Origin of the sequence: Paenibacillus sp. XY044 (assembly GCF_002257645.1) — a bacterium.
Taxonomy (GTDB): Bacteria; Bacillota; Bacilli; order Paenibacillales; family Paenibacillaceae; genus Paenibacillus_AQ.
Genome location: NZ_NQMO01000004.1, coordinates 158908 through 181340, shown reverse-complemented (window position 1 = coordinate 181340; position 22433 = coordinate 158908). Strand labels below are relative to the sequence as shown.

Annotated in this window: 18 protein-coding genes; 1 reads left to right on the top strand and 17 read right to left on the bottom strand. The window is 48.9% G+C overall.

All coding sequences use genetic code 11. The features are described 5' to 3' along the window. Nucleotides 1–36: 36 nt before the first annotated feature. From CJP46_RS18305 to CJP46_RS18230, 16 genes are all read right to left on the bottom strand, one after another. Nucleotides 37–1311, bottom strand: coding sequence for an alpha-L-fucosidase (locus CJP46_RS18305; protein ID WP_094597071.1), 1275 nt, complete (start codon nucleotides 1309–1311; stop codon nucleotides 37–39). Nucleotides 1312–1352: 41 nt separating this feature from the next. Then, nucleotides 1353–2450 (bottom strand): mandelate racemase/muconate lactonizing enzyme family protein, encoded by a 1098-nt coding sequence (locus tag CJP46_RS18300; protein WP_094597070.1) that lies wholly within the window; start codon nucleotides 2448–2450, stop codon nucleotides 1353–1355. 31 nt (nucleotides 2451–2481) lie between these two features. Next, nucleotides 2482–3243 (bottom strand): SDR family NAD(P)-dependent oxidoreductase, encoded by a 762-nt coding sequence (locus CJP46_RS18295; RefSeq protein ID WP_094597069.1) that lies wholly within the window; start codon nucleotides 3241–3243, stop codon nucleotides 2482–2484. A 45-nt stretch (nucleotides 3244–3288) separates the two neighbouring features. Further along, nucleotides 3289–4458 carry an ABC transporter substrate-binding protein gene (locus CJP46_RS18290; RefSeq protein ID WP_179281214.1) on the bottom strand — a complete coding sequence of 390 codons (1170 nt, stop codon included), beginning with the start codon at nucleotides 4456–4458 and terminating at the stop codon, nucleotides 3289–3291. A 22-nt stretch (nucleotides 4459–4480) separates the two neighbouring features. Then, nucleotides 4481–6151, bottom strand: coding sequence for a type 2 periplasmic-binding domain-containing protein (locus tag CJP46_RS18285; RefSeq protein ID WP_094597067.1), 1671 nt, complete (start codon nucleotides 6149–6151; stop codon nucleotides 4481–4483). A 51-nt stretch (nucleotides 6152–6202) separates the two neighbouring features. Next, nucleotides 6203–7105: a carbohydrate ABC transporter permease gene (locus CJP46_RS18280; RefSeq protein ID WP_094597066.1), complete on the bottom strand. Its 903-nt coding sequence runs from the start codon at nucleotides 7103–7105 to the stop codon at nucleotides 6203–6205. Nucleotides 7106–7119: 14 nt separating this feature from the next. Next, nucleotides 7120–8043: an ABC transporter permease gene (locus CJP46_RS18275; RefSeq protein WP_094597065.1), complete on the bottom strand. Its 924-nt coding sequence runs from the start codon at nucleotides 8041–8043 to the stop codon at nucleotides 7120–7122. 110 nt (nucleotides 8044–8153) lie between these two features. Continuing rightward, nucleotides 8154–8807, bottom strand: a complete 654-nt coding sequence (locus tag CJP46_RS18270; RefSeq protein ID WP_256992415.1) for a GntR family transcriptional regulator — start codon at nucleotides 8805–8807, stop codon at nucleotides 8154–8156. 176 nt (nucleotides 8808–8983) lie between these two features. After that, nucleotides 8984–9889 carry a fumarylacetoacetate hydrolase family protein gene (locus tag CJP46_RS18265; RefSeq protein ID WP_094597064.1) on the bottom strand — a complete coding sequence of 302 codons (906 nt, stop codon included), beginning with the start codon at nucleotides 9887–9889 and terminating at the stop codon, nucleotides 8984–8986. 23 nt (nucleotides 9890–9912) lie between these two features. Further along, nucleotides 9913–10686 carry an SDR family NAD(P)-dependent oxidoreductase gene (locus CJP46_RS18260; protein ID WP_094597063.1) on the bottom strand — a complete coding sequence of 258 codons (774 nt, stop codon included), beginning with the start codon at nucleotides 10684–10686 and terminating at the stop codon, nucleotides 9913–9915. A 559-nt stretch (nucleotides 10687–11245) separates the two neighbouring features. After that, on the bottom strand, nucleotides 11246–13459 hold the full coding sequence (locus tag CJP46_RS18255; RefSeq protein WP_094597062.1) for a family 78 glycoside hydrolase catalytic domain: 2214 nt from the start codon (nucleotides 13457–13459) through the stop codon (nucleotides 11246–11248). A 9-nt stretch (nucleotides 13460–13468) separates the two neighbouring features. Beyond that, entirely contained in the window at nucleotides 13469–15709 is a 2241-nt protein-coding gene (locus CJP46_RS18250) for a helix-turn-helix domain-containing protein (protein ID WP_179281213.1), read from the bottom strand. A gap of 99 nt (nucleotides 15710–15808) precedes the next feature. Beyond that, complete coding sequence (locus CJP46_RS18245; RefSeq protein ID WP_094597060.1) at nucleotides 15809–17437, bottom strand: extracellular solute-binding protein; 1629 nt, start codon at nucleotides 17435–17437, stop codon at nucleotides 15809–15811. A 42-nt stretch (nucleotides 17438–17479) separates the two neighbouring features. Next, nucleotides 17480–18355, bottom strand: coding sequence for a carbohydrate ABC transporter permease (locus CJP46_RS18240; RefSeq protein WP_094597059.1), 876 nt, complete (start codon nucleotides 18353–18355; stop codon nucleotides 17480–17482). A 16-nt stretch (nucleotides 18356–18371) separates the two neighbouring features. Next, nucleotides 18372–19316, bottom strand: a complete 945-nt coding sequence (locus tag CJP46_RS18235) for an ABC transporter permease (RefSeq protein ID WP_094597058.1) — start codon at nucleotides 19314–19316, stop codon at nucleotides 18372–18374. A gap of 611 nt (nucleotides 19317–19927) precedes the next feature. After that, nucleotides 19928–20425, bottom strand: a complete 498-nt coding sequence (locus tag CJP46_RS18230; RefSeq protein WP_094597057.1) for a hypothetical protein — start codon at nucleotides 20423–20425, stop codon at nucleotides 19928–19930. A 202-nt stretch (nucleotides 20426–20627) separates the two neighbouring features. On the opposite strand from CJP46_RS18230, the gene CJP46_RS18225 reads away from it, so the two are divergent. After that, the gene (locus CJP46_RS18225; RefSeq protein ID WP_094597373.1) at nucleotides 20628–20966 is read left to right on the top strand and encodes a helix-turn-helix domain-containing protein; all 339 of its coding nucleotides are present in this window, start codon (nucleotides 20628–20630) and stop codon (nucleotides 20964–20966) included. A 632-nt stretch (nucleotides 20967–21598) separates the two neighbouring features. Here CJP46_RS18225 and CJP46_RS18215 read toward each other — a convergent pair. After that, nucleotides 21599–22366 (bottom strand): hypothetical protein, encoded by a 768-nt coding sequence (locus tag CJP46_RS18215; RefSeq protein ID WP_094597055.1) that lies wholly within the window; start codon nucleotides 22364–22366, stop codon nucleotides 21599–21601. Nucleotides 22367–22433: the final 67 nt, after the last annotated feature.

Below are 22433 nucleotides of genomic sequence, written 5' to 3'. Positions count from 1 at the left end.
CCCCTCCGTATTAAACCATGAAGGGGAGTTTTCCACCTATTTGCGCACAGGCCAAATGGGTTCTTGATCAAATTCTACAGCAATGACCGTGTTCCATTCGTCGCAGAATTCGGCGGGGACATCGATCCAGATCCGATTTACGCTGTACCTTCCTTCTGTCCCGCTCAAGTGCCCGAATATTTCTTCTACTTTGTAAGCGAGTTCTTCTCCCGTCTTCAGCAACTTCACAGACTTCACTCGGCCTCCCAGTTCACGCACTTCCACAGGGAATCTCGGAATCTCTCTTACATGCAAATAGATCGTATTTCCCTTTCGGGTCATAGGTCCATAAAAACAAGGAGGATAATGTTCTACAACGCGTTGGGTTCCATAAATACTATCACCCGAGTGGCCAAGCCACGCTCCGATTCGCTGTAATCGTTCGATCGCTTCTTCGGGCCAGGTGCCATCGGGCCTGGGACCTACATTTACCAGCAGGTTCCCCCCTTTGCTTGCCACTTCGAGCAATGTATCTAGTAGTCGTACTTCGCTTTTATAGGTTGAAGCATCGGAATGATAAGCCCATTGATGATTCATGGTCATGCAGGTCTCCCACCATCCATCCGGTGGATGTGTCGGTACGAATTGTTCTGGCGTCTCATAGTCACCCACGTCTGGCAACCGATCGTTAATGACGAGATGCGGCTGCAAGTTCAACATCATTTGCTTCACTTCACTGCTGCGCCAGCGATCAGCGCCGAATCCCGGAACATCGAACCATATCAGATCAATTCGACCGTAATTGGTTAGTAATTCACGCAGTTGTTCCATAAAGCGCTTATGGAACTGCCACCATCTCGCAGGATCATATGTATTCGGCTTGGGCGATTGAATCCCCTTGCTAATGGGGATGGTAGCGAAGTCAGGATCATGCCAGTCAATGGTCGTAAAATACAACCCCACTTTTAACCCTACTTCTCTCACAGCCTCGACATAAGGTGCGATCAAATCTTGTTGCGGTCCTCTCTTCGTCGCGCAATAGTCGGTTGTTGCCGTGTCGAAGAGGCAGAATCCATCATGATGCTTCGCGGTGAGCACCACGTATTTCGCACCTGCTTCCTTCGCATACTGAGCCCATTCTCTGGGATTATAGCTCGTAGGATGGAACTCATCTGCCAGACTTTCATAGGTTTCAACATCCAGATGCTGACGGCTATGGGGCATTAAAGGCCAAGAAGCCTCAATTTCGCGTAATGCATACGGACCCCAGTGAATAAACACACCGAATCGAGCTTCATCAAACCATTGCGCCTGTGGATGAACTGCTTTCATGAATATCCATCTCCTCGTGATTTAATCGTGGAATAGCATAATTACTGAACTCGGTATTCATCAAAATAACGCGGAATGATTTCGGTCGATGCTCCTGGCATCTGCGGCAGCACATAGTACCCGTCCTTTACCGTTGCTGGCTCTTCGAAAATATGACGAATCCAAGGAATATACTCTAACAGAACCGCATTCGGCGTGGATGCAACCAGATGCTGATGAATTTGCCCCATATCGCCGACATGCGGGCATATCGGTAAATCGTATGCGGCGGCTAATCCGGCAATTTGCAGCCATTCGGTAATACCCGCAACACGCGTGACATCCACCTGCACATATTCGACTGCACCCTGATGGATGTAATCACGAAACGCATATTTGGAATACACATGTTCGCCAAGTGCAATCGGTACGTTCAGCTCATCTGCCAATTTCCGGTGATTCATGATGTCATCCGGATTCAGCGGTTCCTCGAGCCAGAGAAGGTCGAACTGTTCCAATTTCTTGCCCCACGTCATCGCTGTCGTGATGTTCCATTGCTGGTTCACGTCAATCATCAATCCGGCTTGATCCCCGATCGCGCGACGTACCGCCTGTACCCGAGCAAAATCCTCACGTGGATCCGGCTTGCCGACTTTCATCTTTACTGCGGTAAATCCCTCTTCAAGAATGTTGGTCATATCGGCAATGAGCCGATTCTGACTCCAATTCAACCAACCGCCATTCGTATTATAAGCTTTAATCTTCTGTGATTTATGTCCTCCGAGAAGCTGCCACAACGGTTTGTTCAAAGACTTCGCCATGATATCCCATAAGGCAATGTCTACTGCGGCTAAGGCCATATGCGTGACCCCTGCGCGACCAATCCAATGCATCTCCCCATATCGCAGCTCATCCCAAATTTGCTTCACCATGAACGGGTCCTTGCCGATCAGCTTCTTAGCATAATAGCGATCAATGGTCGCTGCGATCATCTCGTCTCCTTGTGCGCATGTGCCCGTGTAGCCGTAACCCGTTATTCCCTCATCGGTATAGATGCGAATGCCAGTCACGCCCCAATGAGTAGCGACATTAATCGCATCTGTAATCGGCGGAGTGATGGGAACGTGCAAAATAAAGCTCTCTGCCTTTATGATCTTCATGATTTCAATCTCCCCTGTTCCCTCGATGTCTTCAATAGCCTAACGATGCGCCGCCATCTACCGGCAAGGCAATGCCTGTGATGAACTGCGATGATTCCGAAGCCAGAAATATGACGGCATCGGCAATTTCCTCTGCACGTGCCGGTCTGCCAAGCGCATGCATCTCATTGAGTGAGGTGCGTACCTGCTCTGGATCGGCCTGCTCCATCGTCCATTTCTCTAGAAGCGGCGTCATCACGCCCGCTGGGCAGATACAGTTCACCCGTACCTTGTCAGGGGCATAATCGATGGCAAGAGCTTTCGTCATGGCAATGATGGCGCCTTTGGTCGCGACGTAGACGGCGTTCTGCTTCTGTCCAACCAAACCATTCAACGAGGCCATATTGACGATACTCCCACACGTGGTCCTTAAATAAGGTATCGTATATTTAATCATCAGATATACGCTCTTCAGGTTAATGTCGATTACCCTTGTCCATTCGTGTTCCAATACCTCTTCCAATGGTTTAGGCAATATGGTTGCAGCATTATTGAATAAGACATCGATCCGACCGAATTGCCTGACAACATCCGTAACAAGCGCTTGAACCGCCATGCCGTCGGATACGTCCGTCTGTATAGCCACTGCTGATCCGTTATGGCGAATGATCTCATGTACGACCCTTCGCGCCTCTTCTTCATTAACATCTGCAATGACCACGATAGCGCCTTCGGAGGCGAATCTCCTGGCTGTCACTTCACCGATACCGGATCCGCCACCCGTTACAATGCATACTTTCCCTTCAAAAGACAACGTACTTCCTCCTCTCAACCCGTATCATGAATGCTTGCTTCTTGCCTAAGAACGGATAAGCTCTTGAATTTGCTCCGATGCAAGGGCTAACGCTTGATGTTCTGACAATTCACCTATGATGCATCTGCGAAGCGCTTGCCATAGAATGTCCTCAGCCGTAGGGTACGTTGGAAACTTGGGTGGTATAATGACGCTCGTAGCGATTGTCTCCTCTAGTAGAGTCCAGCGTTTAGCGGCAATGGAATTCGGTAGAGCCTCCCGTTTCAGGCGTTTCATGATCGATTGTCTTACAGGAACATGACCTTGATCCGCATCCACGGCTTGCGCTTCCGGCGAAGTGATAAATTTCAACAATAAAAGTGCCTCTTTCACGTGCTCGCTGGACGCTGGAATCGCGAACGAATGACTTCCGCAATAGACCGCACGACGACCGCTTGCCGATTTCGGGGTCAACGCAAGATCGAATACGTTAGCGACGGGTGATTCGGAGAGTAAGCCGAAATAACCTGGCCAATCGGTAACCATCGTACTCTCCCCCTGCCGAAAGGATGCCGACACTTCATCATAATGCATATCCGGCAGCCCTTTCGGTGTCCCCCCCCATTGATACCATTGTCTGAGCTTCTGAAGGGCCTCGACTCCCGCTTCACTGGCAAACATAGGCTGTAATTGCTCATCGAATAGCTGTCCACCGCCACTGATTAATAACTCGAAGAAGGTCCCGAATAACCCGGATTCCATCCCGGGGAATACGAATCCCGTGTAGCCAGCTTCAGTTACACTGGATGCGACATGAGCTAGCTCCTCCCAGGTCTCCGGAGCGGATAACCCCAGCTCCTCCAAACGATCGCGCCGGTAGAACAGCAGCCTGGCATCAAAATTACGCGGAATACTCATCAATTTGCCTTGCACGCGAGCAAGATCCAGAAGAGCGGGAGAGAAATCCTCCAGCTCTTCTGCGGTGAATTCTTGTTCTAATCCATATAAATAACGGGCTTGCGAGGGCGCATATTTCGTATGCGTCGATATCAGATCATAGGATGGCAAGCCGTTCTCCATACTTTCTTGTACATGGCGATTCAGCTCAGGATGTGTTCCCTTGAACCCAATGTCCACTTGAATCCCGAACTGCTGACTGAATTGCGACAAGCATGCGTAAAGCGGAGCATAGGCAGGACCGTCAATGAGCGCAACCCGAAGCGTCTTCGAATTCATGTCGTACATACACCTCCGTCGTTTATTTCAGGGATGACAAGAACTCAACCGTCTTCGGATCGGACTGGAATGCGGAGGTATCGAACGGCTCGGTCATCGCTTTCTGTGCCATCTCCAGATACTGCGTCAATCCTAGTTTCTGCAAGCCCTCTACATAGGTCTGCCAATCGTTCTCAATGGATTTCGATCCATTAATAAATTGGGCCATGGATTGCTTGACATACTGTTCAATATTCGTCTTCAGCAAGGCGAAGTTCTGGTACTCCTGGGGTTGAATCCAAATCACCCCTGGATACACTTGCTTCGGCTGATGACCGGCATAATTCTTCATCGTCTCCAGCATCAGGAGAGATTCCAATCCATCTGCCGAAAATGGCGCCTTCGCTTCTACAAATCCGTTTCTCCACGTCGTATTCTGGAAAATGGGCCCCATTTGGTTCCAGCCTTCATTCTGCTTCGCGCCAGCAGAGTAGAATTTGTCAGACTGCGTAATGAACAGCGCTTGTTCCCCGCTCAGCCCCTTGACCCCATCACCTGCTTTGGTCCAATACTTCCCTTCCTGCCCGAAATTCATCATTTGGGTGCCTTCAGGCGTATAGATGAAATCGACGAGTTTGATCATTCGCACAATTTGCTCTTCCGTAGCGTTTTTTGTAACGACGAATGTCAGGGACTTAGGAGTATTTCCGCTGAATGCTGCATATTGGGTACCATCCGGCCCTTTCAAAGGGGGTACAGTACTCCAGTTGGGATAATTCGGGTTAGCGGTATCAATGAATCCCGCGCTGTACAAATACGGTACGACGCCTACTTTGTTCTGCGCAGCCAGCTGCTTGATGACCTCGCCCTTTTGGCTGAAAGCTTGCTTATCAAGGAGTCCTTTCGCGTACAAATCACGGATATAGGTAAGGCCCTTCTTCCACCCTTCTTGTACAGGTGCATAGCTCACTTTCCCATCCTCTACGTTGAAGAAATCGGAGCCATTGTCATAGATGAAGGCGTTCATGAGGAAGATTGTCGGATCAAACCCGTCGGAGGTGCCGGACAACGGTATGAGCCCGTTATCTTTAAAGGTCTGCAGGACATTCGTCAGCTCATCCGTCGTCGTCGGCATGGACAAGCCGAATTTGTTCAGATCATCGGTATTAATCCAGAATTTCTGTCCCCAATAGCAATGAATGCATGAATTATAGCTCGGCACGCCATAAATATTCCCGTCCGGTGCGGTCATCGCTTGCTTCAGACCTGGCGCGGTCTCCATTGCTTTCGTCAAATTAGGAGCATACTTCTCGATATAAGCGTTGAGCGGGACGATGATTCCTTGCTTTGAATATTTCAGAATATCTGACGGTGAAAAGCTGCCCGACCAGAAGGCATCCGGATAGTTGCCGCTGGACAGCAGAAGGGATTGCTTTGCTAAATAATCACTGGATGGCGCGATATTCCATTGGATATTCAGTTTGAAGGTTTCTTTCACATAACCGGTAAACCAGTTCGTTTTGAGGTCTATGACATCGGAAGACGGAACCGCGAAGAAAGAAACATCGACCACTTTGTTCTCGTCAACCGCTCCATTGCTATTCGTCGATGCATTTTTGTTCGTAGATTCTGTCGAATTGCCTGAGCAAGCGGATAATATGATCATGATGGATGCCATCATGACCGCCAATACCGTTCGATTGATACGAATCATGCATACCCCTCCAAAATTCGAAATGAAAATCACCCGAATGCCCCTCCGTGCTCATTCCTTGATGGAACCCACCATCACCCCTTTTACGAAATATTTTTGAATGAAAGGATACAGGATCAACACCGGAATGCTAGCAATTACAATCACGGAATATTTCAGGAGTGTCTTCATATCTTCGAACTGCTTGAGTTGTTCCGGAGATAATGTAATCGAGTTCGTCGAGACATTGTTTAAGACCAGAATTTCGCGCAAGATGAGCTGCAGCGGGTAGAGATGCTCACTGTTCAGGAAGATCAGCGCGTTAAAATAGGAGTTCCAATTGCTCACGGCAGCCCAGAGCAGCAATACCGCAATAACAGGCTTGGATAGCGGGAGAACGATTCGTGTTAAGAACTTCGTATCATTGCAGCCATCGAGCTGAGCAGCTTCATACAAATCATTTGGGATCGAGCTTTGGAAGAATGTTTTGGCGACAATAATCGAGAAGATGTTGAGCGCGCCTGGAAGGATCATCGCCCAACGCGTATCGAGCAGATGAAGAGATTTGATCACGAGATAGTAAGGAATTAATCCCCCGCTGAACAGCATAGCGAACAACAGCGCCCACATGAGGACTTTCCTGCCCATAAACGTCTTACGTGATAAGGGATAGGCCATCATGATGGTTAGAGCAACGCTAATGATAGCCCCCGATACGGTATAGATGACGGAATTGAGGTAACCCGTCCAGATTTGCTGATATTGGAACACGGCTTGATACCCGTACCACGTAGGTTCTACCGGGAACAACCATACTTTACCGGACATGACGGCAGCCGATGAACTGAACGATGAGCTAACAATATAGATTAGGGGGTACGCGACGCATAATAGAATGATACTTAGAAAGATATAAATAACGACGATGCTTACTCGGTCACTCCAAGGCTCGCGAATGTGTCGGGCTTTCTCCATGGCTATCCCCCTCATCAGAACAGACTCGAATCCGAAAATTTTCTAGCGAGCACATTCGTTGTGAAGATCAGAATGAACCCAACAACGGAGTTGAACAAGCCGACGGCGACCCCGAAGCTGTAGTTGGTGTTCACTAACCCAATTTTGTACACATACGTGGATATGACTTCGGACGTGCTCAGGTTCAACATGTTCTGAAGCAGAAAGACTTTCTCGAATCCTACGCTCATCAGCCCGCCAACGGCTAAAATGAATAGCACGATGATCGTTGGGCGAATCGCAGGCAAATCGATATGAATGATTTTCTGAATGCGGGATGCACCGTCAATTTTAGAGGCTTCATAGAGCTCTGGGTTCACGTTCGCTAATGCTGCAAGATAAATGACGGCGCCATAACCCGTCTCCTGCCAAACGCCTGACCAGACATACAGAGATGAGAAGGCTTTCGATTCGCCTAAAATATCATAGACATTTTCTACGCCGAAGAGATGGGATAATTGACCGTAAAGTCCTGTTGTGGGGGATAAAATAATGTTAATCATGCCGACTAACACAACGGTGGAAATAAAGTATGGGGCATACGTAAACATTTGCACGATTTTCTTAAAACGTTGATTCTTCACTTCATTGAGCGCGAGTGCGAGTAGGATGGCGGCAGGTGTTCCGATACATAATGCGTAGATACTAAGAAGGAGGGTGTTTTTGATGATTGGCCAGAAGTAAGGTGAACTGAAAAACATCTCGAACTGCTCCCCCCCGACCCATGGACTGTGCCATATGCCTTGTGTGGGGTTGAACTCTTTAAATGCAATCTGGATGCCGATCATCGGGACGTAATTAAACGTGATGAGGAATAGAACGGGTAATGCCACGATACAATAAAGCTGCCAATGCCGATAAATGTTTTTCCTCCACAAGCTCACTGTGCGAACAAACATGATTATCGTCCCCTCCGCTATTATGTAACCGCATTCAAAATCATAAATCGTGTATGATTTATTTTGAATAATATCATACACGATTTATAGTGTAAAGCGGAATATGGAAGTTACTTAAAGTTGTCTCGCAACCGTTGATATGCCTGGTGAAGATGGATTCTGGAAGCTTCTACGGCTTTTTCTGTATCCTTCTCGAGCAAAGCTAACACGATTCTTCGATGTTCTGCGATCTCCGCGCTCATGTCGATCTTGTAATGGGCCAAGTTCAAGTAGCGGTGAACCCGTTCGATTAAAGCCGTGACCATCTGTTTCAGGTTCTCATTGCCTGCATAAGCAAGTATCGTTCCATGCAGATCATGGTTCATCTTGGAGATGACGCTCTCTTTATGGCTCCCTTCCCACATTTGTTCAACAGCATCGAGCTCTTGCAGAATTTGTTCGAGTCGAAACTTGGGGATATGCGGAGCAGCCTTTCGAACAGAAAGTTCTTCTAACGCATAACGAATTTCGAAGATTTCGTCGATATCCGTCATGTTCATTTCTGCGACATACATCCCTTTAAACGGTACGACTTTGACAAATCCATCGGAAGCCAAGCGGAACAATGCCTCTCGAATTGGAATATTGCTGACGCCCAAATCTCTCGCTAATTGATCGATATTGATTTTGTTTCCTGCGGATATGTCATGGGACAGGATTTTTTTCTTCAACAAATCATAGAGTTCATCCGTTAATACATGGCGGCTCAATCGTTTATCTGCCAAAGGGCTCATCTCCATTTTTTACGAGTTGCCCAAAGTATATCATGTATCATATATGAAATGTACGATTGTCATGGGAAATCCACCCAACCGGGGCGTTTTGAAAAAACGCACCTCATCGGAAGCATAAGCTTCGGTGCAGAAAACCGACCTTTTTGAACACGAACCTTTACGGATATTTACGACTCGGCTACCATCGTATTGGTGATGGATCCCAGCTTTTCGATTTGTATGGTGACTTGATCGCCGTCTTTCAGATACACCTGCTGCTCTGGCGGATAACCGAGCACAACCCCTTCCGGCGTTCCAGTCAAAATAATATCGCCGGGAACAAGGGTCATATGCTGGGAAATATAGCTGACGATCTCATCGCAGTAAAAGATCATATCCGACGTATTGGAATGCTGACGCACTTCTCCATTGACAAGGCATTGAATATCCAGATCATTCGGATTGCCGACTTCATCCGCCGTGACCAAATACGGCCCCAAAGGCGAAAATTTATCGCAGGATTTGCCGAGCAGCCACTGATGGGTGCGAACCTGCAAATCACGGGCGGATAAGTCGTTCACATTGCAGTACCCGAATACATGGGAAAGTGCGTTTTCTTTGGAAACATACTTGGCCGTTTTGCCCATGACGATAACCAGTTCTGCCTCATAATCTACTTTTTGTGAAACTTTCGGAAGCGGAATCGGTTCGCCGGCTCCTGCCAGGGTGTTGTTAAATTTATTAAAAAGAATCGGGTATTCCGGAATCGGTGCATTCGTTTCTTCCGCATGCTTCCGGTAATTCAAGCCTACACAGATGATTTTATTCGGATGGGTCACACAGGGCCCAAGCGTTAGTGACGACTCCTGCAGCATAGAAGTGCGGATTACATCATCGGATTGCAGCACATGATCCACATATTCGCAAAGGGCAGCCAGTGCTATATCTCCGCCATCCAGCACCTCATGGATCGTTGTTGGAATCGCCTTTTCAGGTGGGATCAAGGATAGCGCCCCTAGGACATCCAGGACTCCATCATCCGTTTTCACTCCAAGCCGATATTGGTCATGATGAATAAACGTTAGTAATTTCAAGAGATCACCCTCCTATTAAAATGTTAAGCATCCTTGCCGAATACGACGCCGCCATCGATATACAGCGGAGAGCCCATCATAAACTTCGATTCATCCGAGGCAAGGAACAAAGCCGCTTTAGCGACATCTTCCGGTCTGCCCAGTTCGCCGCTAAGCTGGCGTTTTTTAAGGGACTCCATCGCAGCTTCGGGATTCTCGTAGCTGTTATTCAAATAATTCTCCACAAAGGGTGTCAGAATGGTTCCGGGGAGCAGCGCATTGACACGAATATCATAAGGCGCATAGTCTACCTGCATCGATTTCGTCAGTGCCAACACAGCACCTTTCGTTGCCGAATAGGAAGCGCGCTTCGCCAAACCGATTTCCGCGATGCACGATGACATATTAATGATAGAACCCGATTTGCGCTGCATCATATGTGGCAGAGCATATTTGCTTGGCAAGTAAACGCCGCGAATATTCACGCTCATCACCCGGTCCCATACATCCGGTTCAACCTCATGCAAAGCCCCGACCCCGCTAATTCCGGCATTATTGAACAGAACATCGATATGGCCGAAAGCAGCAATAGTCTGCTTCACCATCGCTTGGACTGAGGCCGGATCCGTCACATCCGCTTGTATGAACATCCCTTTACTACCCATTTCAACGATCTCCTGTACGGTTTCTTCTCCCTTCTGCGCATCCAGGTCGTTGACAATCACCGTTGCCCCTTCTTGGGCAAAGAGCAGTGCCGCAGCTTTTCCGATTCCGGATCCGGAACCCGTAATAAGCGCTATTTTTCCTGCCAGTCTCATTTTGACTCCTCCTATTCAATTTACTTCGCCTAAACAATCGCTGGCCCGGGAATAAGCTAGATGGATTACTATGATGAAGGATGATCCGATAAGAAAAACGCCTATCGACGTACTTTCAAAGAAGACAGACCGCGTTTAAAGGAAGTTTTTCTTGCAATATCAGGAAGCAATGGCTCTGGTGTTTATACTTTCTGATATTATAAAAAAGTTTTCCTTTCTTATCATCAGAATCTAATATCACGTTCTCTATTTCAGCACTCCAATCCTTCTCTTCATAGAAAAAAATTACACTGTTCCATGCGAATTGAACTGGAGCGATTTGCTTCGGTTATACACTGCTGATGAACACCGCTTAGTCCAGATGAGAATTGGCACGGAGACAGCTATGATTCGAATTCTTTTTGGGGTAAACAGATGATATCAAGTGCCGAATCCTAATCCGGTTAAAAAGCCTGCCGTCTTCCAGAAGGCCCCGGGAAAACAGCTTTATAATAAAATAAGGACGGGATTCCAATAAGCTCTTGGCTGCGGAATCCCGTCCTTATTGTTGGCAATCCGTTTATAGCTTCCCGCCGGCTGGCCGTCTCACCGTCTGATCCGGGAGGATAAGCTCCGCTTCGGCACCGTCGTAACGAACCTCCATAATGCCCGTAGGGACAACAATGCGCAGATGAAACGACTTCATACCGGAAGGCAGCCGGGGAACGAATGAAATCTCCTCCCATCCCGGACGCGCCGGCTTCAAGCCGATGATATCCTCGATAAGCACGGGGATCGGCGCGCTGCCCCAGGCATGGCACAGACTGGTGTTCCATTTCTGTTCCTTGCCCCACGCCTCGAAGCAGCTGGTTGCCCCCTCCCGCAGCATCTGGCTCCAGGAATGCTCGTCATCTCCGGTAATCAGCTCATAAATGAGAGCATGTTCACCAGCTCGAGCCAGCGCTTTCAGCACAAAGTAGGCCATATAAACGCCGCAGCTGAACCGCTTGCGGCGGATTTCGGCAACCAGCGCGGGCACGGACTGCTCCGGCGCCAGTCCGAACAACAGCGGGAATACGCCCGCATGCAGCGAGTGGTGTGAGCTGTTCTCCGCATCGGCGAACAGCCCGCTCTCCGGCCGATAGAAGGCAGCGAGAAACGCCGCTTTGAACGCCGGAAGCCGGTCTTCATATTCTACCTGCAGCTCATCCTTGATCTCCTGCACGGTTTGCATGCATCCGTAATAGAGCGCGTTGATCACATTATGGCAGCCATCCCCCACCGGACGCGTCAGCGGGAAGTCGTAGCCGTCGCGCAGATTTTCCGGCCAGTCGACGAGATTCCATTTCTCCTTCACATCGGCCAACAGCCCGTCAGCACGCTGGTACTTGCGGAAATAGTCCACGATGCCGTCGGCGAAGGGCAGCATCTCCTGCAGAAAAGCGGTGTCCCCGGTATGCCGGTAATAGGTAAGCAGCTGCATGGGCCACAGGCAGGAGAAGTCCGCGATTTCCTGCATAAAGTTCCCGGGGGCGACCGCCATCATGCCCGGACATACCGTCGTGCTTAAAGCAAAGTCGCGCAGCGCCTTCCGGACCAGACGCGAATCGCCGCTCACATACAGATGGGCATGGCCGATAACCGTATTGTCTCCAAGATACTGCCCCTTCTCCCGGCTGGGACAATCCACATAGGATTCCTGCGCGCAGCTTTGGACAGCGCGGCCGCAAATGTCCCAGATACCGTTAAGCAGCCACTCTTCCGAGCGGAAGCTGCCGCTCTGCCTGGGCGACAGGGGATAATGACGGACTACAGCGGCGAACGTCTGCTCATCCAGAATCCCGCCTGGTCCGATGATCTCCACATAGCGGAACGCTTTGTAATCGAACGGCTCCAGCTCATCCTCGTGCCCGGACAAGGTCCACTGCTCCCGGTAATTGCAGTTGCAGCGCATTTCATAACGGACACGTCCATCATCGTCCAGTTCTTCCCCGCAGCGTACTTCAACAACCGTCCCGGCTTCTCCGCATGCCTTCATCGTGAATTGGCCGGTGATCTCCTCTCCAAAATCCACCAGATAATGATCATCTCCGATCCGCTGCACCCGGGCTGGCTTCTTCCGGTATACCTCCACGGGAGGCGTGGGCTGCTCGAAGAGAGTATAACCGGTATGCTCCAGCCCGAGCGAGGCGGGCTTCATCCAGCCGGAGTCGTCATAACCCGCCGCGCGCCAGCCCCGGAAGGCAAGGCGGCTGTCGATATGCTCGATATATTGAGTGTCGTAGCCGGTCGTGGCTGCATCCCCGGCGCCATATTCCATCGTCCGCACACAGCGCCAGCTTTCGTCCGTTTCCGCGAGCGGCGTGGTTTGGCCCGCCGTCGTCAGCTCGGCAATCAATCCCTGGCGCAAATCCCCGCTGTTGTAGGCTCGGTTCACCAGCCCCTGGTAATAAACATGGACGGCGATGGCATTACGTCCGGGCACCAAGTAAGAAGTGACATCCAGCTGGTTGTAATGATAATGAAACGGATATCCCTGGGCCGGACCTTGCGCGACAAAGACTCCGTTGATATAAAGCTTGTAATAATCGTCCGCGCTGATATTCAGCACTACCTTCTCCAGTTGATCCGCCACCAGCTCAATCTCTTTGCGGAACAGGGTATGATGATGCTTCAGCTCCGGAGGATGCAGTCTCTCCGGCTGCGGTTCCGTCTCCTTATGGAGCAGCCCGATCGGAGTTATCCCCTGAAAATCCGGGTGCCGAATCCAGCGCGCCTGCCAATGTTGATCCATGTTCGCCTCCTATCCGCCTTCCGGCTCCGACGCTGTGCTTCTGCGGTATTCGCCGGGCGTCAGGCCCATGATTTTTTTGAATACCCGGTTAAAGGAAAAATAATGCAAATACCCCACCCTGCCCGCGATGTCCTGGATGGGATCCTTCGTCGTCTGCAGCAGCTCCTTCGCCCGCAAAATTCGGATGCGGGCCAGATAGTCGACGAAATTCTCGCCGATTTCCTCCTTGAACAGACGGCTCAAATTGCTCTGATGGATGCCGTATTCGGAGCTAAGCAGGCCCAGCGATAAATCAGGACTGTGATAATGAGCTTCGATGTATGCTTTGACATTGCGGATCAGCTCCTGATTTTGCTTGCCGGGACGGAGCTGCTCAAACCATGCGGCAGCCTCGTCCAGCAGTGCTTCAAGCCGCTCCCGGGCGTCCTCCAGCGTATCGAAGTCCAGGAGCACGCCGCTCAGCTCCGGGGTCACCCGGTCCCATGCCTCTTTGTATGGCGCGGGGAGATCCCATACTTCCTTGGAGATGTGAAAAATCATGTATTGCAGCAGGTTGACCATGTCCTGGCGCAAAAACAGCCGGCTTCGCATATGATCGACCAGCTCGGCAAACTTGATTTTCCAGTCTGAGTCTCTCAGCTTGAAAGATTCTGCAATGCTGCGGATCAGCTGCAAATAAACAAACGAATCCAGTTGAAAACCGCGCTCGGTATCGCTATAAGCGATGATCCGGTTCATACCCGCGGAGGATTTATAGGTCAACGCCTCCTCGGCTTCATCGAAGGAGCGCGGAACGTCTTCCAACTTCTCCACTACTGACCCGATCCCGATGGTCACCGTATACTCCAGATGATCCTGAATCCAAATCCGGATTCTGTCACATAAGACGGCAACCTCCGAGCGGAGTCCAGGCTCCGGCTCTTCCGCGTAGAACAGCACGGTCAGCCGCTCGTTCTCCAGCCATTCCGACCAGACCGCGATGCGCATCTCGGCAGCCGTCTCCTTCACGACGCTTGAGATGACGAACCTGATCAGATTCTGATCCTGATAGCTGTACGCTCCGCAGAAGCCCGGATATTTATCGATATCCAGAATACCGATCGCAAGCTCTCGGAAACCGCTCGTCATTCCGAATCTTCCAGTCTCTTCTTCCCAGACGGAAGCGTCGATTCTCCGTTCCCCGCCAACCAGCTCGATGAAAAACGTTTTTCTGCGGTAAACCAGATTCTCATGATGAACATCGGTGTACAAATTCGCGATTTCCAGCAGATGATCGAATGCAGTCTCGAAGAACTGCAGCTGGCCGCCGGCCATCACGGCCAGCTCCTTCGATCGGGATTTGGAATAGGATTTGATCCGCTGGACAATAGCGTCGAGCGGCGAGGTATAACGCCGGGTAACGAACACGATCAAGGCCGTTCCGAGCAGAATTGCCGAAAACCCAAGCGCAATCCAGCCGTAGAAGAAATTCAGGATTACCCGGTATGCAGACCCTCCGATCAGACCGGTCCGTACCTCCCACATCATATAGGAGGATTTCACCAAAGACATGCCCTGCAGATTGTCGCTGACCGAACCGACGATCACCCGGCCCGAAGCATCATATACCGCTGTGGAGCCGACATTCTGGGTTGCCATCTCATCCACCATGGCCCGAATTCCGCTGACCGAGACATTGATGACGAGAAATCCCCGGCTCTCATACTGCAAAGGCACCTTGCGGACCAGTGAGACAACCGAAGTGGTAGGATCGAAGCTGAACAGCCTGTAATCGCGCACTCCAGTCCATGTATAGGGAACTTCTCCTCCGCCTGCCAGCTCCTCCGCGAACTCGCGATCGCCGAAGCTGTCGCTGGACATGATCGCATTGGAGGTCAGCACCCGGCGGTCTGCGTCCCGGTACAGATAGATGGAGTGGATCAGCGGGTAGCTGACTCCCATGGTTTTAAACTTGTTCGCCAGCCGGCTGTTGAGCAGGTATTCGCTTTCGCCGTCGTCCTTGCGGAACAGGAATGCCTGGATATCGGGATCCGTATCGAGCTCCCTGTAGAAGTCCCGGTCGATATTCTGCAGGGCAGACTCCAGCGCCTGCATGACATATTTGGCATAGCTGTCGTTGGCGTTGGACGTCTGCTGGCGCGACATCTCGCTGACCGTCATGAAGAATACGAAAATCAGGAAGAAAATGACCAGGTAAAATATCGGCAAATACGTGGCCAACAGCCGTTGATACCACGATTTTGTTTTCATCGGCATCCCCCTTCCTTCCGGGCCGCTCTCCTCCGGCAAAAGCGAAGATCCTACCGGTATCGCGTCATACGCAGCCGGTAGGAAAGGTCCTTCATTCCATTAGAATTTCATATCGTAAAGATCTTTGGTGAATACCCAGCTGTCTTTATTGGCCGCATACCAGTCGGCATACCACTTCTCCAGCTTCTCGCCGTCGGACTTTTTCCACAGCGATTTTGCATCGGCGGCGGCCTGCTCCACCGTATAGCCTTTGCCGCTGACAATCGCCTTGTTCCACAGGTCGGTTACCGGCTGGTTCACGTTGTTGGCGATGAACAGCATATCTGCGGGCAGACCCGGCATATAACCGTCCATCGTAATCGCCGGAATAGGATGATCCTTGGAGATATAGAGACTGTAGGCTTTCGTCATCATGTCATAAACATCCTTGTCCAGCGGCTTGGACTGGTCGAGATCCTCCAGATATTTGGTGAATTCATTGATCAGGTACTGCGATCCGACCATCCGGAAATCGCCAAGCCAGCTGATCTCCTTGTCATATTTATCTTTGTCGAGGGTGACTTCCTTGCCGTCCTCCATTTTGTAATGTACGCCCTCGAGGCCGTATTTCATCGTTTTGACTGTGGATGCGCTGCTCAGGAAATCAATCAGTTGTATCACCCCTTCGGGGGAGGCCGCTTTGGCATTCACGGCCCCGGACATTTGTATCGGCGCATTGAAGCCGGGACTGAACTGGCCGTATTTGCTGCGCGGAACGGCGATAACCGTCAGTTTGGCATCGGGATTATTGCTTTTGAACGTCTGGTACTGGGTATAAATCAGATGCACGCTGCCCGCCGCTCCGTAGATCCCGGTCTTGCCCTGAAGGAAATCCTGTTCCGATTTCTTGCCTACATTGTCCGTCAGGTAATCCTTGTCGACGAGTCCTTCTTCGAACATCCTCTTCTTGTAGGAAGCAGCGTCCTCGGCCCGCTCCCAATCCCTTACCAGATTGCCGTCATTAATAATCCAGGAAACATTCTGGAACATCGTATCCACCCAGCCACCGCCGGCGCCGCTCAAATTGGCACCGAACGTATCCGCTTTTCCGTTGCCGTCCGGATCCTGGGAAGCAAACGCTTTCATAACCTCGAAGGCTTCTTCATCGGTCTCCGGCACCTTCAGACCCAGCTTGTCCAGCCAGTCTTGGCGGATGAACAGAAAGTTGCCGGGAATGTAGCCAAGCACCCGCCCGATTCCATAAAGCTTGCCGTCCGATTTCGTTCCGAGCTTCCGAAGCAGCGGATATTGCTCCAGCAGCTGCTTGTATTCCGTGCTGTATTGATCGATAAGATCATCGAGCGGCATAATCTGCTTCTGCGTGTACAACTGGTTGAGGAAGTTCGTGTCGTATTCCAGTATCAGATCTGGCGCCTGGCCTGCGGCCAGCAGCGTGTTGAATTTCTTAACGGAGTCGGATCTGGGCACCGGAATGAACTTCACGTTAACCCCTGAGTTTTCGTTGACCCATTTGGTCCACAGATTATTATCCACCGTACCGATTTCCTGCGGGATATTGCCGCGGTCGTACATCGATACCGTAATCGACGGCTTTGATTTCCCGGCCTCGCCGGTTTTGCCCGAGGCGGAAGATGACGGCTCATCCTTGGAGCAGCCGGACAGGATAACTGTAAGAGCAATCAGACCCGATAAGGTGCAGCCTAGCGTTTTTTTCATATAACCTTTCATGAGACACTCTCCCTATTCAACGAATTCTCCCGGTAAACGGTTTTATCCTTTAATGGCCCCGATTAAAATCCCTTTAATGAAATACCTTTGCAGGAATGGATATAGGATCAGCATCGGCACGATCATGACCACCACTCCCGCCGATTTGATGGACTCCGGCGTAATCGAAGCGAAATCCTCCGGAGACATAGTGCCAATCTCCTGAAGCAGTGACTGACTTTGAATCATCTGCTGGACGAGCACGGCCAGATTGAATTTTTCCGGCGAATTGATGAACATCAACACATTGAAGAAGGAATTCCAATGGCCGACGCCATAGAACAGTCCGAGCGCCACGATGACTGGCAGCGACAGCGGAAGGAATACCCGGAACAGCAGCCTCCACTCCCCGCAGCCGTCGATTCGTGCGGCCTCCACCAGTTCCTCAGGAATCCCCATGAAAAAGGTGCGCATGACCAGCATATTGTATACGCTGACCAGACCGGGCAGCCAGAGCGCCCCATAGGTATTGATCAGTCCCAGCGACTTGACCAGCAAATACCCGGGGATCAAACCGCCGGAGAACAGCATCGTGAAGACGATGGCCAGGGTGAAGAAACGTCTGCCGTACATATAACCCCGCGACAGCGGATATGCGCAGAGCAGCGTAAACAGCAGATTGAGGAACGTGCCGACCAAGGTGATCTCGACGCTGTTACCCAGCGCCTTCACAATCTGCGTACCGTTCACCAGCTTGTCGTAGGCGACAGCCGTAAAGCCGACCGGCCACAGCGATACCAGCCCCGACACAATCGCATCCTGGTTGCTGAATGACAGGGCAAGCAGATGCACCATCGGCAGAATGCAGCTGAGGGCAAACAACGACAGGATGACGGTATTCAGTGTATAAAATAGTTTCTCTCCTCGTGAATCTCTCATCAATGTCCCACCTCCCTTACCATAATCCTTGATTGTAGCGCCGGGCGATCCAGTTCGTCAGCAGCACCAGCGTCAGGCCGATGAGTGATTCGAACAGGCCAAGAGCCGTCGCCAGGCTGAATTGTCCCCCGTTGATTCCGGATTTGTAGCTCCAGGTGGAGATCACCTCCGATATGCTGGATACGACCGAGTTCTGGAGTACGTATACCTGATCAAAACCAACCTCCATGACGCCGCCGATCGTCAGGATCAGCTGAATGACGATCGTCGGGACAAGCGAAGGAAGCGAAATATGCCAGATATGCCGCCATTTGCCGGCTCCATCCATACTCGCCGCCTCGTATAGCGACGTATCGATGGCCGCAAGCGCCGCCAGATAAATAATCGCTCCCCATCCCGCTCCTTTCCAGATGCCGGCTCCGACGAAGATCGAGATCCAGGAGCCTTCATGGTACAGGAAGGCGTAAGGTTCGCCGAACAACGCTTCCACGACGGTGTTGACGATGCCCGTCTGCTGGGAGAAAATCGTAATCACGATCTGCCCCACGATGACCCAGTTTAGAAAGTGGGGCAGAAAAACCGCCGTCTGGACCGTCTTCTTGAACCACAGCTTCCGGGCCTCATGGATAAGGAGTGCCGTCAGAATGGGAAACGGGAAGCCGACGACAATTTGCAGAAGACTGAGGATAAACGTATTGCGCAGGATGTTCTGCATATTCGGATTGGAGAACAGCAGCTTGAAATGATCCAGCCCCACCCAGGGGCTTCCCCATATCCCTTCTGTGAAATTGTAGTCTTTGAAGGCCACCACGAGCCCAAGCATCGGGATGTACTTAAATACAAGGAAGTACACGATGATCGGGGTAAACATCACGAATAAAGGGATGTTGATGAGAAGGCGCTTCCGGTCGAACCGTTTGCGGCGGTCTCCCGCATTCTTCCGGGCTAGTAGATTTTCCATTTTTCGTTTACCACCTTTATGCCAATCTCTTTCGGCTGTATCCAACTCCCATCCTAAAACAGGCGAAAAATGCCCACAAGCCACATTTTTTTTAGAGGACACATCTTTTGCTGGCCCAGTCAGGACGCGGCTTCCCGGGGTCCATCGCATGAAATTCGAGGTCGTGAATCATGACGAACATGTCCGCCAACCCGCAGTGCGGCGGTCGCACCTTTGCCTGTGTATGCGCTCAAGCACATAGATATTTAAATGATGGTGTATAGCAGGTGGGATTTTATCTACACTTTTAAGTAGAGGGGTGTGGAACTTGATGGTTCTTCACCTTTACCCTTTTAGAAAGTAGCGAAGAATTGCAAGCTGATATGCAAGGAATAATGTATATGCTCAGACAACAAGATCCTCAGCAGATCGCTATGGCGAAGAATGTGCTTAAGGAAATTTTTAATAATAAGTAATAGCTTAGATATTCAAAAAGCTGATTGGAATTCCAACCAGCTTTTTGTGTAAAGATCAACTATTAGATAATAAAACTATTCCTGTCCTCGAATCCCCAATACCCGCTTCGCCCAATCCATCATTAAGAATTGTACATAGAAGAATTATGGGACATCTTATTTGGAAAATATGGACCGATCCTCTTCCGAGCTATGGGTTGAGATTCTTCGTGATAAGTGAGTTAATACATCGTCCACTCTACTTAGCAACCTCTTAAGATGAGTGATTTGGATTTGTTGAAGGAGGGCAGTATCTTTGAAGCTTGCCAGAAAATGAATGGACTGAATAAACATCACAATATCCAAATCAAAGCCAGACTCCTCAGCTGTGAGCCGAGCCACATCATCTAGGGATAGTGAATGAGGAATAGAAGTCAAATTGTTTTCTTTTATATACAGCGCCATCAACATGGACTCCAATGCTCTATCACCTAACACAATGCAAATATGAGCTGTGGGTTGGTGTATATAACGAATTGCCGAATCCATATAAATTTGTGAGCGATCAAGTAACTTATTAATAATTCTCTCTTGGATAGCCTCGTTTGTCTGTAATTTTGGCGCCTTATTCATCGTATCTGTGCCATTAACCATAGAGGTCGAATGCTTATCCACATATTTCAGCTCCCACTTCGGTTATTGTACGACTCATATTAAAAATATAGCCTCGGATGTTATGAATTCATGGATCCTGGAAATACTTATATTTACCATTATACACCAAATTAATATCTATAAGTATCATTTTCAATATTCAAGTACTGGTGTATAGCTGCTATGAATTTATCTACACTTTTTAGTAGTGAGGTGTGGAATGATGACGGATAAAGAGATCCTTCTTCGATTAGGTGCTCGTCTACGTGATTTGAGAAAAGAAAAGGGATTAACGCAAGAAGCTCTCGGGGAAAAAGGAGGGTTTCATTTCTCATATATCGGACAAATCGAGCGTGGAGAGAAAAACGTGGCTCTGTTAAATCTTGCAAAGATTGCAGAGGCATTAGAGGTAGATATATCTCAACTCTTCACCTATACCAGTGTAGAGAGTAACGAAGAGTCGCAAGCTGATCTTCAAGAAATAATGCATATGCTCGAACAACAAAGTCCGCAGCAGATCTCTATGGCAAAGAATGTGCTAAAAGCGATTTTTAAATCATAAGTAAACATCTTACATAGCAAAAAGGCTGATTGGGATTCCAATCACCCTTTTTGTGTAAAATCTCGATAAATAAAGAGTATTATTTTTTCGCGTTCTAACTAATCTATAAACCTTCCGCTTACCTCCTGATAACTCCCACAGTCCAGCCGGCGGCTTTCCCACCTTTTTTCGGGCTATTAACATCTGCCAGTGTTCGTTTTCGATTTTAGCTGCGGCTACCTGGATCAAAAACCTCCTATGATTAACTCTAGAGAATAGATTAGCATATTTGATTAAGGTAAAAGTAAATCCAGCAAATATTCATTAACAATCAAAACTCCCACATTATCTAATCTGAAGTTCGAGTTAAAGCTGATTTCCTTAGATAAAATAGAAGTTCCGAAAAGTCCTTAGGACTTTCTCGACACTTCCGGAACGAATGGAAACGCTCCGGCGTTTCTGCGTTTCGTTGATACATGATAAATTCTTGTAGTTTAAGGACTTGAGCCGTCCCATTCTCCTTCAGCAGGATAAAAATCTGTGTCCGAATGCTTCTGCTTCCCCAAGATTCCCTGTCGGACCGAGGGCATATGCTCTTTATGCTCTATGCATTAATATAATATTATCCGAAGTTACATCTTCCACGATTTTTCCTACTCAGCGATCTTATCTCCAATTGCACTTTTCACTAAACGATCTAGCTCTCTCCAACATTCCTTAATCTCATTAATGACCGCCGTTACTTCACTATTTTTTTGAGTATGTCCTAATTGATTTCTCAACCAAGTAAATCTTGTTTCTAATTCATTACTCCTTGTTACACTTCCATCCTTCTTAATCATTCTTGTAGATTGTCTCTGTTTAGCTTCTTCACTAGGATCATTTGAAATAATATAAGAGTCCACATCTTTTTGCTTTTTCGCATCTATTATCACTACTAACAAGCTGTATAAGAACATAAATTTCCCTAAATCGTCATTGTGATTCATTGATTGTTTATACAAAGTATAATAAATATGATTAGTTTTTTCAGTTTTAGCCAACTCTACAAACTCATCAATCTGTTCTTGTCTCAAATCAGCTATTATTTCAAATTTGCCTACCATCCTAGCGACAACAGACGAATTCGGTCTAATATTTTCGCTATGAATATAAGGATTATTAATTTGAATTCCTTTAACAAAAACCAAACTATTGATAATTTGTTCAACCTTGCGATCGCCTAATTCTTTAGCTTTATCGTAACCAATAGTTTCTTTGTAATTAATAGTTATTCTTATTAGTCCACTATTGGGCCGATCTCCCTCGCTTGAAAAATGAATTTTCACTTTTGTGATTCCACCCTGATCAAAATCAATTACTACTTCGTTATTAACAAAAGCTGTAGTTGAAGTGCAAAGATATTCTATATACTTAATCATACACAAGCTCACTCTCTTTCTAAATAATTTTAGGTAATTTCGGATAATGCTTTTGATTCTACGAACC

Bases quoted from the DNA above. Each gene is read 5' to 3' on its own strand.
- CJP46_RS18245 (WP_094597060.1), bottom strand. From the start codon at position 17,437: ATGAAAGGTTATATGAAAAAAACGCTAGGCTGCACCTTATCGGGTCTG.
- CJP46_RS18275 (WP_094597065.1), bottom strand. From the start codon at position 8,043: ATGTTTGTTCGCACAGTGAGCTTGTGGAGGAAAAACATTTATCGGCAT.
- CJP46_RS18240 (WP_094597059.1), bottom strand. From the start codon at position 18,355: ATGAGAGATTCACGAGGAGAGAAACTATTTTATACACTGAATACCGTC.
- CJP46_RS18280 (WP_094597066.1), bottom strand. From the start codon at position 7,105: ATGGAGAAAGCCCGACACATTCGCGAGCCTTGGAGTGACCGAGTAAGC.
- CJP46_RS18285 (WP_094597067.1), bottom strand. From the start codon at position 6,151: ATGATTCGTATCAATCGAACGGTATTGGCGGTCATGATGGCATCCATC.
- CJP46_RS18260 (WP_094597063.1), bottom strand. From the start codon at position 10,686: ATGAGACTGGCAGGAAAAATAGCGCTTATTACGGGTTCCGGATCCGGA.
- CJP46_RS18250 (WP_179281213.1), bottom strand. From the start codon at position 15,709: ATGAAAACAAAATCGTGGTATCAACGGCTGTTGGCCACGTATTTGCCG.
- CJP46_RS18235 (WP_094597058.1), bottom strand. From the start codon at position 19,316: ATGGAAAATCTACTAGCCCGGAAGAATGCGGGAGACCGCCGCAAACGG.
- CJP46_RS18300 (WP_094597070.1), bottom strand. From the start codon at position 2,450: ATGAAGATCATAAAGGCAGAGAGCTTTATTTTGCACGTTCCCATCACT.
- CJP46_RS18215 (WP_094597055.1), bottom strand. From the start codon at position 22,366: ATGATTAAGTATATAGAATATCTTTGCACTTCAACTACAGCTTTTGTT.
- CJP46_RS18255 (WP_094597062.1), bottom strand. From the start codon at position 13,459: ATGGATCAACATTGGCAGGCGCGCTGGATTCGGCACCCGGATTTTCAG.
- CJP46_RS18290 (WP_179281214.1), bottom strand. From the start codon at position 4,458: ATGAATTCGAAGACGCTTCGGGTTGCGCTCATTGACGGTCCTGCCTAT.
- CJP46_RS18305 (WP_094597071.1), bottom strand. From the start codon at position 1,311: ATGAAAGCAGTTCATCCACAGGCGCAATGGTTTGATGAAGCTCGATTC.
- CJP46_RS18225 (WP_094597373.1), top strand. From the start codon at position 20,628: ATGACGGATAAAGAGATCCTTCTTCGATTAGGTGCTCGTCTACGTGAT.